We start from the raw sequence: 15,261 nt of genomic DNA on the forward strand, positions 1-15,261 counted from the left end.
AGGGAAGATATAGTCAATGAAGCATCACATCATATGAAAAACACCACGTAGTTCGGAGGAAGTAACTTGAAACGTTGGGGAATTCTGATTATTTTAATTGTTTGCAGTGCGCTCAGCGGCTGTACCATCAGTCATGAGACGGACACGCCCAGTGACAGCAAGGGGGTCATGACCCAGAACCAGGTGCTCACGCTGGCCGCGAACCATCCCTTAACCACGCTGGATACGGACAAGCTGACCCAATTTGGGCGACTGAACAATACGATTGAGGGCCTGTACCAGGCCAACGGCGACAACAATCCCCAGCTGGCCCTCGCCAAGCGCGTCAAGGTTAATGCGGCACGGACGACTTACACTTTCACACTGTGGAAGGACTCTTACTGGAGTAATGGCGACGTGATCACGGCCCCCGACTTTGTCTTCTCCTGGCGCCGGGCCCTCGCTCCGACAACCAAGGCGCCCGAGGCCGACCTCTTCGACGGTATTCAAAATGCGCGGCAAATCTTAGATGGCCAACTTCCAGCTAGCCGACTCGGTGTGCGTGCCCCCAGTCGGTTCAAGCTAGTCGTTCACTTAGACCATCCAATGGCCGAGCTCCCACAGAAGTTGGCCTACCCGCTGTTTGGCCCGCAGAATCAGCGAATTGCCCAAAAATACGGCAAGTTGTACGCCACGAAGCCACGCTATCAAGTCTACGCTGGGCCCTTCATGGTCGCGGCACATGGCAGTACGCCCTACCGCTGGCACATGATTCCCAACCCCCACTATTGGGACCGCAAGCACGTCTATCTCAGCCGAATCAACGTGAAGACGTACCGGTCACTCGACGCAGCATGGGACGCCTATGATAGCGGCAAGCTAGACGAGATGCGTCTACTTGGCAAGGCGGATACGAAATATTACGAAAAAAAAGCGGACTACACGGCCCGCCCTTACTCCAAGATGGTCCTGCTGAACTACCGGCAAAACGGTCCCAATGCCACGATTAACCACCTCCTCCAACAGAAGATTGCCCGACTGGCCATTTCCCACGCTATTAACCGGAAGGCTTTGGTCAAGACAGCGTACGGCAATACCTCACTGGCCGCTCAGGGCGTGGTTCCTGCCGGCCTGAGCAGAGGGCTCAAGGGCACGGCCGATTTTGCGGCTGCCCAACCGGAACAGACCACCCTGACCTACCAGCCCAAGACGGCCCAACGGGAATGGCAGACGGCTTTGCGGCGGGCCCATACCGACCGGGTCACCCTGATGCTGAGCTATTTGAACGGAACCAATAGCGGCAGTGCAGCCCGGACATTACGCAGTCAGCTCGAATCGCGTTTGCCCGGCCTCACCATTCTCCTGAAGAAACGAGAACAGACCATCAACCGGTTGGCGGCACCCGTCAATTCCGACCTAACCCTCACCACTCAACGCGCCCAATACGCGGACCCACTCGCCATGCTCTCCCTATTCACCAGTAGTAACTCGGCTAACATTGGCCATTGGGCGAACCAGGCTTACGACGATCTGATTGACGAGGCCAGCAACGCACCGTCATTCAATTCAAAACGGTGGCAGACCCTACTCTCGGCAGAAGGCATGCTCATGAAGGATCAGGGCGTCACCCCACTCGTACAACCGGCCAGCACCTACCTGGTCAACCCGAAGCTCAACGGCGTCCTCTACAATACGGTAGGCACCCAGTCGAATTTCAAAAGTGCCTACTTTGTCAAATAACGCCGTCAAAAAAAGTCAGAGCCAAAACGATTGTCGTTTGGCTCTGACTTTTTTAGTTACACGTCTAAAGGTTGGAAGCTAGAAAATAGCTAGAATCCGTAGTATGGCAAGGATAGCGCCCATTATAATATTAGTCGCGTGCTGGCCCGCCTTGCCGTTCGCCAAATTTGGTCTGGAACACGGTGGGTAGGACGGGGAAAGCCAAAAAGCTGTCTTTCCCCTCGCTTTGAGCCGACAATTCACGTCTCAAAGTCGCCATTTTCCAAGCAACCCACTTGGAAAATCCCACGGCTGAGACCAAATTTGACTCACTCACGGCTACCTGAGGGGTATCCAATTATGCTGGCCAAACGTGGCCACGCCAGCGATGTCACCGTGCGTTTAGTATTTTTCAACCATTGTAACCGGAGGCAGTCAGAGATAGAGGTAGCCGTGACAGCGGTGTTTGGAGACTGGCGAATTTTGCCAGGCTTCAAACCGAGCCGGAGGACCGCTTCTCAGGCCGCAGGCGGTCCCCCGCCGGAATCTCTGGCAGCCGCAGGTGGGGTTGATGGCTCGTTTAATGCCGATAGGCCTTATCAGCTGGAGTGTGTTCGCTTCTATACTAAAGATCACAGCTGCTGTTGGGCCGTTTGTAAGACGTCTTCGGCGACGAACTCACTAGTGAGCCGGGCCATCGGCGTGTATGCGTGCCGTTCCTTGTAGGGTACGGGGTAGGCAGCAACCACCGCTACCTTCAAGTTATTTTCAGTGAGAAAGATCTGTCCCACGCCACGGTACTTGCCCTTGCTGTGCCGTCCTGTTCGCCATGAATGGAGTTTGAAGTCACCATCGGGCTCACGTTTGATTTCATACTTACCGGAGGCGTTGGCCGCCACGGGCACGCCGATGTATTGATTTACTTCGTATTTTGCCTTCATGCTACGCCTTCTTCGTTAAAATTTCGGTTAGCGGCGCCACGGCGGCCGCCCCCAAGACGGCCATTACTTCTGGCCGCTGTAAGACAGCCTGAATCGCCGTAACCGTGGTGGCCTGACCCGCCAGTTGATCGGCAATGTCATGCAGGTCTGCTGGCGTGCCCACCGTGCCAAACAGGGTGATGGCCCGTAGTTGGTCGTGCCGTCGCGTGAAGTTCACGTGCAGATCCCCATTAGGCAAACGCAACCGTTGATACTCGCGAAAACCCGGATTAGCCCCGTAGTTCCACGCGTCCGTCCCGTATTTCTCGGCCAAGCGCTGATCGATAATCTCCCAATCATGCGCGGACAACCGGTACGTCTCGACTTCAGCCAGATTGTCCACTTCAAAAACATGGCAGAGCAACGCCGTCTTAAAGTCTTGAATGTCTAAATCTTGATATTCGGGCGCTAGGTATTGCCGTAGATTGGTGATAGGCACCCGGTTGGAGGCCACGCCCCGATGTGGCCGATCACTGACGGGAATCAAGGCCTGATGAGCGGCATCCACGTTGAGGTCGTACATGATGGTTCCCCCGGCCGCATATCCGGCACCGTTCTTAAACATGGTCATGCCCGAGAACTTCTTGCCGGCCACCAAGAGATTACTCTTCTGACTAATGGACAGATCGGCCACGCCCATGGCGGCTAACGCCTTGAGGACGGGATTGGCGAACACCGTATAGTCACCGAATTGCGCCCCATCTTGCGGATCGCCATTGACGATGTGCTCAAAAATCAGGTTGCGCTCATCATGGTAGACTGCTCCCCCACCGGAAGTTCGGCGGACCAGCTGCACATCATGCTTGGCGAGGTAGTGAAAGTCGACCTCGGCCGTCACATTCTGATTGATCCCCACGATCACGGCCGGCTGATTAACGTACATCATCAGGCCATGCCCGGGGAGCTTCAAGTCATTCACTAAATAATTATCAATCGACTGATTCACAATGGCATCGGTCACGACCTGGCCCTGCCGGTTCGTATCAATGAGAAACATGGTAACCCTCCCTAAACGTCGACAGTTGCCGCCGTTATTTTGATTTTAGTGTAGCATACCGGCTAGCCAGCAACAACTTGCCGACTAGATATTGTCAGCGGTTACAGCTTAAGGGTATACTAAAGCGGTAACCACCTTAAGGGAGGAAATTAATCATGTCTGAAGAAGCCAAGCCATCATTTTGGCAAATATTCAAAAGTTTTTTTCGTCGTAAACCCGTTGAACCCAAGGTCACCACGCTAAATGGCGTGTGGTGGGAACAGCGCCACAGCATCTACCGTCTCGGCCTGACCAGCGATGCCATCCAGCAACTGGGCAAGGTTAGCTTTGCCGACTTGATTGTGGCCCCCGACGACGTCCTCGACCAAGATGAAGATATCCTAGAAGTTGAAAGCGACAAGGCCGTCCAGAACTTTAAGACCCCCTTCGCCGGAACCGTGGTCGACGTCAACCACTTTCTGGTAGACAATCCCGACGCCATCAACTCGAACCGCCAACTGGAAAACTGGATTCTGGATATTCGCATTGATTTCGATTAGCGGCCAATCCCTCGCGATAATTAATTTTACCTACTTTCCCGCCGAGTTGCCTCAGGTCGTTAGCACCACCATTTCGCTGCGCTGACAACCACGAACTTATCTATCTTCGAAATGGGCTAGACAAAATATTTACCTTTTGGGGCGTAAAGGACTACCATAAGTATTGAAGCCGGTGGTACCCATGCCAAACACAGATCCACTGACCCCAATATTTTTTTGGAGGTAATTGGTTATGGCTGTTGTAGAAAAGACTGCTTTATTGGATGAAAAAATGAGCGAAGTATTCGATTGGTCCGATCAAAAGCTCCCAGTACGGGATGCTCTGTGGGATCACTTCATGGAATCCAATGGTCACAACACCGATGAAACTGAAGCTTCAATGAAGGAAATCGACGCTAAGTCCGACGATGAAGTTCGTTCTTATGTCGAAGATAACCTCAAGAAGTAACCGGCTGTCTCAACCTAAAAATAACCCCGCCAATTTGGCGAGGTTATTTTTTCGTCCAAAATTCCGATGACCGCTCTTAGAGGATACCCTACTGCTCACGAAAACTGGCGTGAGCCGGCCGTGGGTACCAAGTTAGCTGGCGTTTCTTCAGCCAGGCTACTTGGCTGGACGACCTTGGAGACGTGATTTTCGGCTCCAAGGCGAGGGCCAAGACCGCCTGTTGGCTTGGCCCGGTTCCCACAGCAGGCGGAATCTCTGACAGCCGCAGACAACCCACGCAATGTGGACTAAAATCTAGTTGAACGGTAAAACAGCATCGTTCAAGGTTAAAGAAAGGTCGCGTTACCCGATGAAACAGGATAACGCGGCCGATTTTAGTTTGGTTTATAACTGCGGGCTAACCCCGTAGAACGGCAGATAGCGGTGGCCCGTCGTCGGGTCAATCACCATCCGCGTGACACTCGTATTCGTGGGTTCTGGCAACGCCGTCGTCGCTGGCGATCCTAGCATCAGCAGAGCCGTTGCCTTGATGGTTAAACCATGACTGACCACCAGGATATGGTCATGGGGATGGTCAACCACCTGTTCAGCCAACCACTGGCCAACGCGCCGCTGAATGTCGCGGTAAGACTCGCCGCCCACCGTCGCCAACACGTCAGGAAGAGCTTCACCGGTCACGGCATCAAAGTCTTGCGGCCGTTGTTCACTAATCACCGGTAGACTCTTTCCCGTCCAATCGCCATAAGAGGCTTCCATCAAGCGTTCATCGAAAGACGGCGTGAGGCTCAACATTGTCGTGAGGGCCGCCGTCGTTTGTCGCGTTCGGTGTAAGGGACTACTAATCAGCTGGTCATAACGTTGATCGTGAAGCCACTGCGCCAAGTGCTCCGCCTGCTGTAGCCCGCGAACCGTCAAGTGGGTTACCGTCGTGTCCAATTGGCCTTGCATAATTTGATCCACGTTGGCTTGCGTTTGCCCGTGGCGAACCCAATCGAAGGTTGTCATTTCTCAGTCACTTCCTTATTCCCATTAAAACCCTTTTTCCACGTTTCGTCGACCCCGTTGAAGTAAATAAATGGCCACAATGACCAATACGGAACCAATCACCTCGGCGGTTGAGATGGCCAGACTGAGGAAAATAATGGATAAAACAAACGTCACCACCGGCTGCATGGCGTCAACGATACTGATGACGTCGGACGGCGCGAAGTGGGAACTGTACAATAACAGAGAAAAGGGCAGAATCGTCCCGAAGATAATCACCGTCGCCATCGAGGCCAACAGCGTCCCAGTCAACGGTGGCGTATTAACCCAAACGGGCTGGTGAATATTAAATACGATACCGGCGATAAACGTTCCCCACCCTAAAACCGTGATGGGGGCGTGACCGCCGTCTCGGACCAAGTTTCGCGGCAGAACCACGTAACAAGCCGCCGTAATCCCGGACCCGATTCCCCAGAGAATGGAGTTCAGGGGCAAGGCTAGCTGCGAGAAATCTCCTCGGGTGATTGCCAGAAAAACCCCAACCATCGCCACAACGAAAGCAATCACGTCGCTTCGTAGCGGCCGTTCATGCTTGAAGAGCAGGCTGCCCAACACAATGAATAGCGGGCTCAAATACTGAAGAATCGTGGCCCCGGCAGCATTCCCCGTTTGCACCGCAATATAAAAGGTCAACAGGTTCGCCCCTAATCCGATGAGCGCGTAAGCCACTAGCCACGCAATCTCACGCCAACTACGAAAGACCGTAAATGTCTGCTTACCATATAAAATCAAGCTAATGATAAGTAAGACGACCCCGGCACCCATCGTCCGCGCCGACAAGAACCAGCCAACGGGAATCGATTGCTCCTGCGAAATAAATTGTAAAACAGTTCCGGAGACCCCAAACATCCCTGAAGCGATGGTGGCCCAGAAAATACCCTTAATGACGTTACCCGTCGATATCTCTGAATTTTTCAAACCTGTGAATCCTTTCTCTCTCACACTCGCGGCGTGCATTATAATTCTCCAAGTTTACCCGATATTCATTAGAATTTGATGATGAAACGGCAATAAATCCGGGATTCAACAAACTTTTTTTCTGCGGCGGACTTTAGCTAAAAATACGGGTGAAGATTGTGAAAAATGTGACGTAACCAGCTACTTTTAGCACTTCAATCTAAAAGAATGGGCCTGAACGTCACCGCTCAAGTCCATCCCTTCTGTTTTTTCATGCTTAGACTATGTGTTCACCTAAGCCGTGTGGTCCACGTGACGGGCCAACAGGTCGCCAATCAATTGAATGGCAAAGACAATGACCAAGATGATTAACATGGCCATGATGGTTACGTCCGTTTCAAACCGACTGTAACCCACGTTGATGGCCAAGTTACCCAAGCCACCACCCCCGATGGCACCAGCCATCGCGGTCAGGTCAATCAGACTAATCAACGTTAGAACGGAGGAACGAATGATATCGGCCAAGCCTTCCTTCAAGTAAACGCGGAAGATAATGGCAATCGGACCAGAGCCAACGGATTCGGCGGCTTCAATCACCCCGTGGTCAACTTCGGCCAGTGCATTTTGAATCTGCCGCGCATAGAACGGTGCGGAACCGATGACCAACGGCACAATCGCCGCGGTCGTCCCGATTGCCGTTCCCACAATGATCCGGGTCAGTGGCGCAATGACGGCCAGTAAGATAACGAAGGGAATCGACCGGCACAAGTTGACGATCTTATCGAGAATATTGTAAATCACGCGATTCTCCAAGATACCGCCGGGTTGGGTGACAATCAATCCAATCCCAATCGCCATCCCCAGAATACCGGCAACAATCGCCGTAATCGCCGTCATGTACAGCGTCTCAGCCGTCGCCTGCACAAAGTCACTCTTCATCGTGACCGCATTAGGAAAATATTTAGTTAATAAATTCATCTAGGCCACCTCCGAATCGTTAGGATTTAAATGCGTAATGCTGATGCCGGCGTCCTGACAATACTGCCAAGCCGCAGCTAGTTTATCCGGTTCGCCGGACATGACCACAATCAAGTTCCCCAGTGGCGTATCCTGTAAAATCTCAACGTTTCCGTACAGGATGTTGGAGACCACGCCGTACCGCTTGTACAGTTCCGTAATCAGTGGCGCATCGGTGCTAGCGCCCACGTACTGCAGTTGAACCAACTGTTGACTGTCACTGAGTTGAAGCGAATCGGCCTGCCGGAAAATCTTTTCCAGCGCCTGATTGATCTGGGTCGCGGTATTGATGAAGTCTTGGGTCAACGGCTTTTGAGGCCGACTGAAAATAGAAACCAAGTCGCCACGTTCGATGATCTCGCCATCTTCCATGACGGCCACCTTGTTACAGATTTCCTTCACGGCTTCCATTTCATGGGTAATCAGGACGACGGTTAAGCCCAATTCCTTATTCAAACGCTTCAACAGCGCCAGAATTGAGGAAGTTGTCTTCGGGTCCAAGGCACTCGTGGCCTCGTCACTAATCAGAATCTCGGGGTCATTGGCCAGCGCTCTGGCAATGGCCACCCGTTGTTTTTGTCCACCGGATAGTTGGGCTGGATAGTCCGTCGCCTTCTCGCTGAGGCCCACCAAGTCCAAGAGGTGCGCGACCTTTTGCTTGCGCTTCTCGTGAGACAACCGGCCCTTCAGCGGGTAACCAACGTTGTCCGCAATCGTACGGGAAGCCATGAGGTTAAAGTGTTGAAAAATCATGCCAATCTTAGTCCGAGCCGTCCGTAACTCACGGGGCGAGAGGTCTAAGATATTCTGGCCGTTGACCACCACGGAACCAGCAGTGGGCCGCTGGAGCCGATTGATCACCCGGACTAAGGTACTCTTCCCGGCACCGGAATACCCAACAACACCGTAGATGTCGCCGCGTTCTACCGTTAATGAAACTTTTTTGACGGCCTCGACCGTCTGCCCCTTGTTGTGGAAGGTGACGTCGATATCTTTTAATTGAATAATCGCTTCATTAGTCAAATCTTCGTTCTCCTTACTCGCCCTATGCTGGCAATTTTTCTCTCTACTTAATTTCCATGACCAGCGCCGCACGCTGAATCTTACTGACAGCGTTCAGGCACCGTGCTGTGAGGGTAACATCATCGGCACAGCGCAGTGCCCGAAAGTCTTTAACGCGTAGAAGTTGGTTAAGTCACTAACATCCGTTATCATGTTAATTGTCTTTTACTTTCTTCTACTTATAATCGCTGTTTACCAAGCTGGTACGGATAAGCCGTGGAAGTACTTCTTGATTAACTTCTTAGTTGCTTCTGATTGGTAAGCCTTGACGATCTTCTTGTAAGTCTTGTTGTTCTTATCAGACTTGTTGGCCGCAATAATGTTGACGTACGGAATAGAGGCCTTGTTCAGCTTTTCCTTGTAAATAGTTTCGCTGTTCGGCAACTTGGCTTCGGCAGCGAATTCGTTGTTGATAACGGCACCAGTCGCATCGCTCAATGAACGTGGCGTCTGGGCAGCATCAACGGCAGTAATCTTCAAGTTCAACTTGTTTTGCGTGATGTTCTTAGGCGTTGGCAGTGCAACCTTGGAATCAACCTTGATTAAACCAGCGGATTGCAGTAAGTGTAAGGCCCGGCCTTCGTTAGTCGAATCGTTTGGAATGGTAATCTGGTCGCCCTTCTTGATATCAGAGACGCTCTTAACTTTCTTGGAGTACAACCGTAGCGGTGCGCGGACAGTCTTCCCGATGGAAACGATATCGGACTTGTGCGCCTTATTCCATTGGTCCATGAAGTACGTGTGTTGGAACGAGTTGATATCAATTTCGTGGTTCGTCAACGCCGCGTTAGGCTGGTTGTAATCGGTGAAGGTCACCAGCTTGATGTTGATGCCCTCCTTCTTCAACTTCTTTTGGATAGGTTTCCAGATCTTTTCGTCGGAGCCCATGATCCCAACTTTAACCGTCTTGTTGCTGGAACTACTGCTGGATTTGCCACAACCGGCAACGATCAACAGTGGAATTAATAAAACGAGTAGCCAACTAAAGCGTTTAAATGATTTCTTCATATTCAAAATCCCCTTTATCCCAATTTAAAATAATTGCTTAATTCTTGCGAGAGAAAACGGTGACCAAAAGAAAAGAGTCCGCTTCTAAATTAATAGAAACGAACTCTGTCGTGGTACCATTCTAATTCAAGTCAGCTGTTGCCTGACCCCTCATTAACACTCGCCAGCTTGCGCCTTAAAGTGCGTGCACGATAATGAGTGCCAAGCATCACCACTTCATCACGAGGACTTAGCGGTGCCAATTCATTTCAGGCCATCTTCACCCCGCCGTGAGTTACTCGCTTTCAGCAAAACGCAAGCTCTCTTGAAACCCGTAACGGTGGTTACTCTCCTGATCACATTGTTTTCAATCGCTTAATTTAATTGCAAGTCTAATGCAACTTTAATCCGATGTCAAGGAAAACATTCAATAAATATTTTTATATTAAGCCCGTCATACCGGCCTTTTGCCGCTACGACTGCTTTAGAATCGGTTTCATAGCGTCTAAACTTCTCACGTAACTTTTACTTATTCCGGTAAAATCGGTTGGCGTAGGAGACCAGCCGCCAGTAAAAACATGTGGGTGACGACCGGACCGACAAAACTAAATCCGCGCCGCTTTAAATCCTGAGCAACCGCCCGGCCAATCGTCGACTGATTGGTCAATTCATCCCGCGTTTGCGCTGGCAGGAGCAGTGGCGTCCCATCCACGAACGCCCACAGATAGGCGCCAAAACTGCCAAATTCCTGCTGAACTTTGAGGATGGCCCGGGCATTCTTCAAGACGGCCCGAATCTTACGCTGATTGCCAATCATCTCCGGATCGGCAGCAATCTCCGGGATCGCCACCTCATCGATCATCGCCGCCACTTTCGGAATGGCCATTTCGGCAAAGACCCGCCGGTATACCGGAAGCTTGCTGGCGGCCGCCTGCCAGCTGAGGCCCACTTGAAAGACGCCAACCGTCAGTAATTCGAATAAGACGTGGTCGTCGTGAGTGGGCGTGCCAAAATACGTGTGGTATTCCTGGACGCCATTCGTTTGCCAGTCGTGGCCATCGTCCGGTTTAATCGTCATCGTGACATGCCTCCTTAAAGACCATCATAGCAAAGTCGGTTGATTTTGCCCAACCGTTTGCCTGTCCCGATGGCTTAACGCAAGTTATCGGTGAGATTAGCGTTTGGTCTAACCTCACCGGCAACTTCAATCTGGTTATCTTCGAACTTGCCCGGGTGCCCACCACCCAGGCTGAATGCGTTCGTTTATTTACAATCTTACTTCATGTACGCGTACTTGTAGCTCCACTGCGTTCCAGCCGTGTTGTGGATAACGCCACGCACGTCCTTACGCTGAAGGTAGGCGTAGTTGGCCTGATAGAGCGGCGTAAAACTCTGCTGTTTATTAATCAGCTTGGCCGCCTGAACCATGTCTTGCCAACGGGCTTCATCGTTGCCGGCATCGGCCCCCTGTGCCTTATCAATCAAGGCGTCGTACTGCTTGTTGGACCACTTTCCGTAGTTCAACGCATTTGAGCTCGTTGGAATCTGCAGGAAGGAAATTGGATCGTTGAAGTCGGCCCCCCAGTGCGAGAGATAGAGGTCAAAGTCCCCGCTGGTTGACCGGGACTGCGCCACCGAAGCCGGCACGTTATCAATCTTCAAGTTAAACCCACTCAGGTTCTTTTCCAACGTGCCCTTGAGGTACTGCGTCACGGTGCTGGCTGCGACGTCATCGTTACCAGCCATAATGTTTAGGTTAACTTTCTTAATGCCTAGCTGTTTCAACCCGGCTGCCCACTTCTTCTTGGCCAACGTTGGATTGTACGCCGTGGTATTCTTCACGACCTGTTGCTTGGCGAAGTCTTCGCCAGTCTTGGGATCACTGGCCAAACCACTCGCCACAAAGCCGGTCGGGGTCACGGAACCATCCCCCAGAACCTTCTTCGTCAGCTGACTGCGGTTAATCGACAACGCAATGGCCTGCCGAATATTTTGATTGCTCATAATCCGCCGCTTCTCGCTGTTCGTATCCTTGAAGTTATACTTCAGGTGAATCACGATTGAATACGGATATTCCTTAAAGGCGCTGTTGTTCTTGTAATTCTTAACCTGTTCCGTGGACAGCTGCGCAAAGTCCAGCTTGTTATTTTGATACAAGCTCAGTCCAGTCTGAGGATTTGTGACCACCTGATAATTAATCTTCTGGAGCTTGACCACTTTCTTATCCCAATACTGATTATTCTTAACAAAGGACCACGTGTTCCCGGTCCCACTCCAGTTGGTAATCTTAAACGGTCCACTGTAGACCATGTACTGTGACTTGGTGGCATATTTCTTGCCATACTTGTTGACCACTTTTTCATTTTGTGGGGCAAACAGCGGATAGGCCATCAGAATCTTAAAGTAGGCAATCGGCTTGTCCAACTGAATCACCACGGTCTGCTTGTTCTTCGCGTGAATCCCAATGGTATCAGGGCTGGCCTTGCCCGCGATGATCTTATCCCCATTCTTGATGCCGGAGAACATGGTCGTATAGGAGGCCTTGGTCGCTGGCGTCAGCGTCCGCCGCCAAGAATACACGAAATCTTGAGTGGTAATCGGATCACCATTACTCCACTTGGCGTTGTCACGGATGTGGAACGTCCAGGTCTTCTTATCCTTGGAAACCTTGGCGGAATCGGCCAACCCCGGAGCGACCTTCCCGTTCTTACCTAACCGATAAAAACTTTCAAAGACGTTCCCCGTCTGGCCATAACCCGTGGCCTTGGCCAAGTCGATTGTGTCGAGCTGAGCCGTCGCGGGTAACCGTAAGACTTGCGATGGCTTAGTCGTTGAGGCGGATTGACCGCAGGCAGCTAGACCCAATCCTAATACCATAACTGCCGCAACTAAGCCGATACTGGTCCATTTTTTCATAAAATCCATAGCTCCCTTATCCTCAAATTTAGTGGTGTGCAATCCCTAAATCCGTGTGAAATGAGACAGAAAAAGGCGGGTTCCCCCTCACGTCGATCGTGATGGGAAACCCGCCTACAGGGACAACAATTACTGTTGTCGTCGTTATGTAGTACTACTGGTTAGCCGGAAAATCACGATTGAACGCAACGCAAACAAGCACGTTACATTGGCAACATGCGGCTAACATCATTTGGTTTTGGTTGGCGTTGAGCATCATCGTGATTTTCCCTCCTTACTTTTTATAATCGAATTGGATTGCACAAGATTAAAGATAAACTCTTTCACGTCGTTTGTCAAAAGAAATAAATCGGTGACTAACATCTCAAACAGGAAAACTGTATACTGGAGATAGTTGAATTAGTAGAAAGGATTTGAACGTATGGACATCGAACGAACGCTTGCTGCATTGACGTTACCGGAGAAGGCCGCCATGGTCTCCGGCAAGAATTTTTGGTACACGGCCGCTGTAGACCGCTTGGGCATCCCCGCCTTAATGATGACGGATGGCCCTTCCGGCTTACGGAAGCAGGACCCGAACGCTTCCGCCGGAGATATTACGGACTCCGTCAAAGCCATCACGTATCCCGCCGCGGCTCTCAGTGCCAGCTCGTGGAATCAGGACCTGATGAAACAGCTGGGGGAACACCTAGGAGAAGAAGCGCGGGCCGAACAGGTTAGTCTCTTGCTGGGACCCGGGGTTAACTTGAAGCGTTCCCCACTCGGCGGGCGGAACTTCGAGTATCTCTCAGAGGATCCCCTGGTTGCTGGTAAATTAGCCAGTGCCTACGTCGAAGGTGTCCAGTCCCAACACGTCGGCGTGTCGGTCAAATACTTCGTGGCCAACAATCGCGAAAACCAGCGTTTCACGGCTTCTAGTGATATGTCGGCACGGACCTTACGGGAACTCTACTTACGGACGTTTGAAATCATCGTCAAGGCGGCCTACCCAGCAACGATTATGACCTCGTATAACCGCACGAACGGTGTGCTCAACTCACAGAACCGCCACCTCTTGCGTGATATTCTGCGTGATGAGTGGGGCTTCCACGGCGCCATCATGTCCGACTGGGGCGCAGTGGCCGACCATGCCGCCGCTCTAACGGCTAGCCTGGATCTGGAAATGCCAGGGAAGGGCCAAGCCTCGGTCGACGAAATCATTCGGGCCGTAGAAACCGGCGAACTGGATATCGGAACGCTGAATAAGGCGGTCCGACACCTGCTACACGTCGTGGACAAGTGGAAGCCTGCGCCGACCGCTCAGACCTACGACCATCAAGCCCACCACGATTTTGCGCGTAAGCTGGCGGACGATAGTATTATTTTGCTGAAGAATCACCAACAAGAACTGCCACTCAATCCTAAGCAGGCTGGTAAGGTGGTTGTCATTGGTGAATTGGCCGAACACCCACGTTACCAAGGGTCCGGTAGCTCCCACGTCAATCCAACAAAACTGGTTACACCGCTGGAAGCGCTCAAGAACACCGGTCTACAAGCCGACTACTACCCTGGCTATCAGCTGGACGAAGGCGAAACGGATGACCGCTTGGCGGACGCCGCACTCGCTGCAGCCAAGGATGCCGATCACGTCATCATTTTCGCCGGTTACCCAGCTGCGGCCGAATCAGAAGGCTTCGACAAAACGTCGATCATGTTACCGGAAAATCAAACGGATCTGATTGGCAGTCTGGCGAAGTTGAACGCACACACAACAGTCGTCTTGCAAAACGGATCAGCCGTTGAAATGCCTTGGATTCACACGGTGGCTGCCGTGGTTGAAACTTACTTAGCCGGTGAAGCCGTCGGGGAAGCTACCTGGGATATTCTGACCGGAGCGGTCAATCCTTCCGGTCACTTGACGGAAACCTTCCCGATTCGGTTGACCGATACGCCAATGGCCCCAACCTTTGCACAGGACCCGCGGCACGAACTTTACTCCGAAGGCATCTTCATGGGGTACCGGTACTACGATACTCACGAAATGCACGTGCTCTATCCCTTTGGTTACGGTCTGAGCTATACTGAATTTGAGTTCACCAATTTGGCCGTCAAGCAAAGCGAACACGGTGCCACGATTACGTTCGATGTGACCAACACCGGCGATCGGCCTGGCCAAGCGGTTCCTCAACTTTACGTGGCAAACCACACGTCGCACGCACCAATGCCAACCAAGGAATTACGCGGCTTCACTAAACTAGCCGTTGAACCGGGCGAAACTAAGCCGGTCACGCTAACCTTAGACCGGCAAGACTTTAGCTGGTGGCGGCAAGGGAAACATCGTTGGCAAGCCGACTCCGGTGATTATGAAATCATGGTCGGTCAATCTTCCCGCGACATTCGGTTGCAGGCCAAGCTGACGATGGACTTCAAGAACTCACCGGCACCAGTCACGGATGAAACCTACCTGACAATCGTAGCCAGTGACCAACGTTTGCTGAAACTCTTCAAGCAGTACGTGATTGCACCGGCCAATCAGGACGACAACAGCCTATTGAGCGCTACCGACGCTAACGGTGAGCCAACCGTTCTGCAGGATAAGATGTTTCTCAACATGCCGTTACGCGCCTTGACTGCCCAAGGCGTGCCAGCAGATTCAATCGAAGACTTTATCCAAGCCGCGAACGCACGGTAATCATA

13 protein-coding genes are annotated in these 15,261 nt (G+C 51.8%); 4 read left to right on the forward strand and 9 right to left on the reverse strand.

The window, feature by feature from the left end:
• Positions 1 to 168 precede the first annotated feature (168 nt).
• On the forward strand, positions 169 to 1,719 hold the full coding sequence (locus tag KB236_07380) for a peptide ABC transporter substrate-binding protein (protein UIF30320.1): 1,551 nt from the start codon (positions 169 to 171) through the stop codon (positions 1,717 to 1,719).
• 611 nt (positions 1,720 to 2,330) lie between these two features.
• Here the strand turns inward: KB236_07380 and KB236_07385 are convergent.
• A complete protein-coding gene (locus tag KB236_07385) occupies positions 2,331 to 2,639 on the reverse strand; it encodes a hypothetical protein (GenBank protein UIF28371.1) in 309 nt (102 codons plus the stop codon).
• A gap of 1 nt (position 2,640) precedes the next feature.
• The gene (locus KB236_07390) at positions 2,641 to 3,675 is read right to left on the reverse strand and encodes a lipoate--protein ligase family protein (protein UIF28372.1); all 1,035 of its coding nucleotides are present in this window, start codon (positions 3,673 to 3,675) and stop codon (positions 2,641 to 2,643) included.
• Positions 3,676 to 3,830: 155 nt separating this feature from the next.
• Between KB236_07390 and KB236_07395 the strand changes: the two genes are divergently transcribed.
• Together KB236_07395 and KB236_07400 are read left to right on the forward strand one after the other, a co-directional pair.
• On the forward strand, positions 3,831 to 4,214 hold the full coding sequence (locus tag KB236_07395; GenBank protein ID UIF28373.1) for a glycine cleavage system protein H: 384 nt from the start codon (positions 3,831 to 3,833) through the stop codon (positions 4,212 to 4,214).
• A 232-nt stretch (positions 4,215 to 4,446) separates the two neighbouring features.
• Complete coding sequence (locus KB236_07400) at positions 4,447 to 4,662, forward strand: hypothetical protein (protein ID UIF28374.1); 216 nt, start codon at positions 4,447 to 4,449, stop codon at positions 4,660 to 4,662.
• A 384-nt stretch (positions 4,663 to 5,046) separates the two neighbouring features.
• Here the strand turns inward: KB236_07400 and KB236_07405 are convergent, their stop codons facing one another.
• The 7 genes from KB236_07405 to KB236_07435 all read right to left on the reverse strand — a co-directional run bounded on the left by KB236_07405 (position 5,047) and on the right by KB236_07435 (position 12,585).
• Positions 5,047 to 5,667: a histidine phosphatase family protein gene (locus KB236_07405; GenBank protein UIF28375.1), complete on the reverse strand. Its 621-nt coding sequence runs from the start codon at positions 5,665 to 5,667 to the stop codon at positions 5,047 to 5,049.
• A 24-nt stretch (positions 5,668 to 5,691) separates the two neighbouring features.
• Positions 5,692 to 6,663 carry a DMT family transporter gene (locus tag KB236_07410; GenBank protein ID UIF28376.1) on the reverse strand — a complete coding sequence of 324 codons (972 nt, stop codon included), beginning with the start codon at positions 6,661 to 6,663 and terminating at the stop codon, positions 5,692 to 5,694.
• 234 nt (positions 6,664 to 6,897) lie between these two features.
• Positions 6,898 to 7,581: an ABC transporter permease gene (locus KB236_07415; protein ID UIF28377.1), complete on the reverse strand. Its 684-nt coding sequence runs from the start codon at positions 7,579 to 7,581 to the stop codon at positions 6,898 to 6,900.
• A complete protein-coding gene (locus KB236_07420; protein ID UIF28378.1) occupies positions 7,582 to 8,643 on the reverse strand; it encodes a methionine ABC transporter ATP-binding protein in 1,062 nt (353 codons plus the stop codon). It abuts the gene before it with no gap.
• A 231-nt stretch (positions 8,644 to 8,874) separates the two neighbouring features.
• Positions 8,875 to 9,690 carry a MetQ/NlpA family ABC transporter substrate-binding protein gene (locus tag KB236_07425; GenBank protein ID UIF28379.1) on the reverse strand — a complete coding sequence of 272 codons (816 nt, stop codon included), beginning with the start codon at positions 9,688 to 9,690 and terminating at the stop codon, positions 8,875 to 8,877.
• A 508-nt stretch (positions 9,691 to 10,198) separates the two neighbouring features.
• Positions 10,199 to 10,747, reverse strand: a complete 549-nt coding sequence (locus KB236_07430; GenBank protein UIF28380.1) for a DNA-3-methyladenine glycosylase I — start codon at positions 10,745 to 10,747, stop codon at positions 10,199 to 10,201.
• Between the two features lie 197 nt (positions 10,748 to 10,944).
• Positions 10,945 to 12,585 (reverse strand): peptide ABC transporter substrate-binding protein, encoded by a 1,641-nt coding sequence (locus KB236_07435; protein UIF30321.1) that lies wholly within the window; start codon positions 12,583 to 12,585, stop codon positions 10,945 to 10,947.
• 421 nt (positions 12,586 to 13,006) lie between these two features.
• Here KB236_07435 and KB236_07440 point away from each other — a divergent pair, with 421 nt between their 5' ends.
• On the forward strand, positions 13,007 to 15,256 hold the full coding sequence (locus KB236_07440; protein UIF28381.1) for a glycoside hydrolase family 3 C-terminal domain-containing protein: 2,250 nt from the start codon (positions 13,007 to 13,009) through the stop codon (positions 15,254 to 15,256).
• The last annotated feature ends 5 nt before the right edge of the window (positions 15,257 to 15,261 follow it).

Origin of the sequence: Levilactobacillus brevis, assembly GCA_021383565.1 — a bacterium.
GTDB classification, from domain to species: domain Bacteria; phylum Bacillota; class Bacilli; order Lactobacillales; family Lactobacillaceae; genus Levilactobacillus; species Levilactobacillus brevis_B.

Excerpts from the sequence above, each read along its gene's own strand:
- KB236_07430 (UIF28380.1), bottom strand. The coding sequence starts at position 10,747 with ATGACGATTAAACCGGACGATGGCCACGACTGGCAAACGAATGGCGTC.
- KB236_07425 (UIF28379.1), bottom strand. The coding sequence starts at position 9,690 with ATGAAGAAATCATTTAAACGCTTTAGTTGGCTACTCGTTTTATTAATT.
- KB236_07435 (UIF30321.1), bottom strand. The coding sequence starts at position 12,585 with ATGAAAAAATGGACCAGTATCGGCTTAGTTGCGGCAGTTATGGTATTA.
- KB236_07410 (UIF28376.1), bottom strand. The coding sequence starts at position 6,663 with ATGCACGCCGCGAGTGTGAGAGAGAAAGGATTCACAGGTTTGAAAAAT.
- KB236_07405 (UIF28375.1), bottom strand. The coding sequence starts at position 5,667 with ATGACAACCTTCGATTGGGTTCGCCACGGGCAAACGCAAGCCAACGTG.
- KB236_07400 (UIF28374.1), top strand. The coding sequence starts at position 4,447 with ATGGCTGTTGTAGAAAAGACTGCTTTATTGGATGAAAAAATGAGCGAA.
- KB236_07395 (UIF28373.1), top strand. The coding sequence starts at position 3,831 with ATGTCTGAAGAAGCCAAGCCATCATTTTGGCAAATATTCAAAAGTTTT.
- KB236_07440 (UIF28381.1), top strand. The coding sequence starts at position 13,007 with ATGGACATCGAACGAACGCTTGCTGCATTGACGTTACCGGAGAAGGCC.
- KB236_07415 (UIF28377.1), bottom strand. The coding sequence starts at position 7,581 with ATGAATTTATTAACTAAATATTTTCCTAATGCGGTCACGATGAAGAGT.
- KB236_07380 (UIF30320.1), top strand. The coding sequence starts at position 169 with ATGACCCAGAACCAGGTGCTCACGCTGGCCGCGAACCATCCCTTAACC.
- KB236_07385 (UIF28371.1), bottom strand. The coding sequence starts at position 2,639 with ATGAAGGCAAAATACGAAGTAAATCAATACATCGGCGTGCCCGTGGCG.
- KB236_07390 (UIF28372.1), bottom strand. The coding sequence starts at position 3,675 with ATGTTTCTCATTGATACGAACCGGCAGGGCCAGGTCGTGACCGATGCC.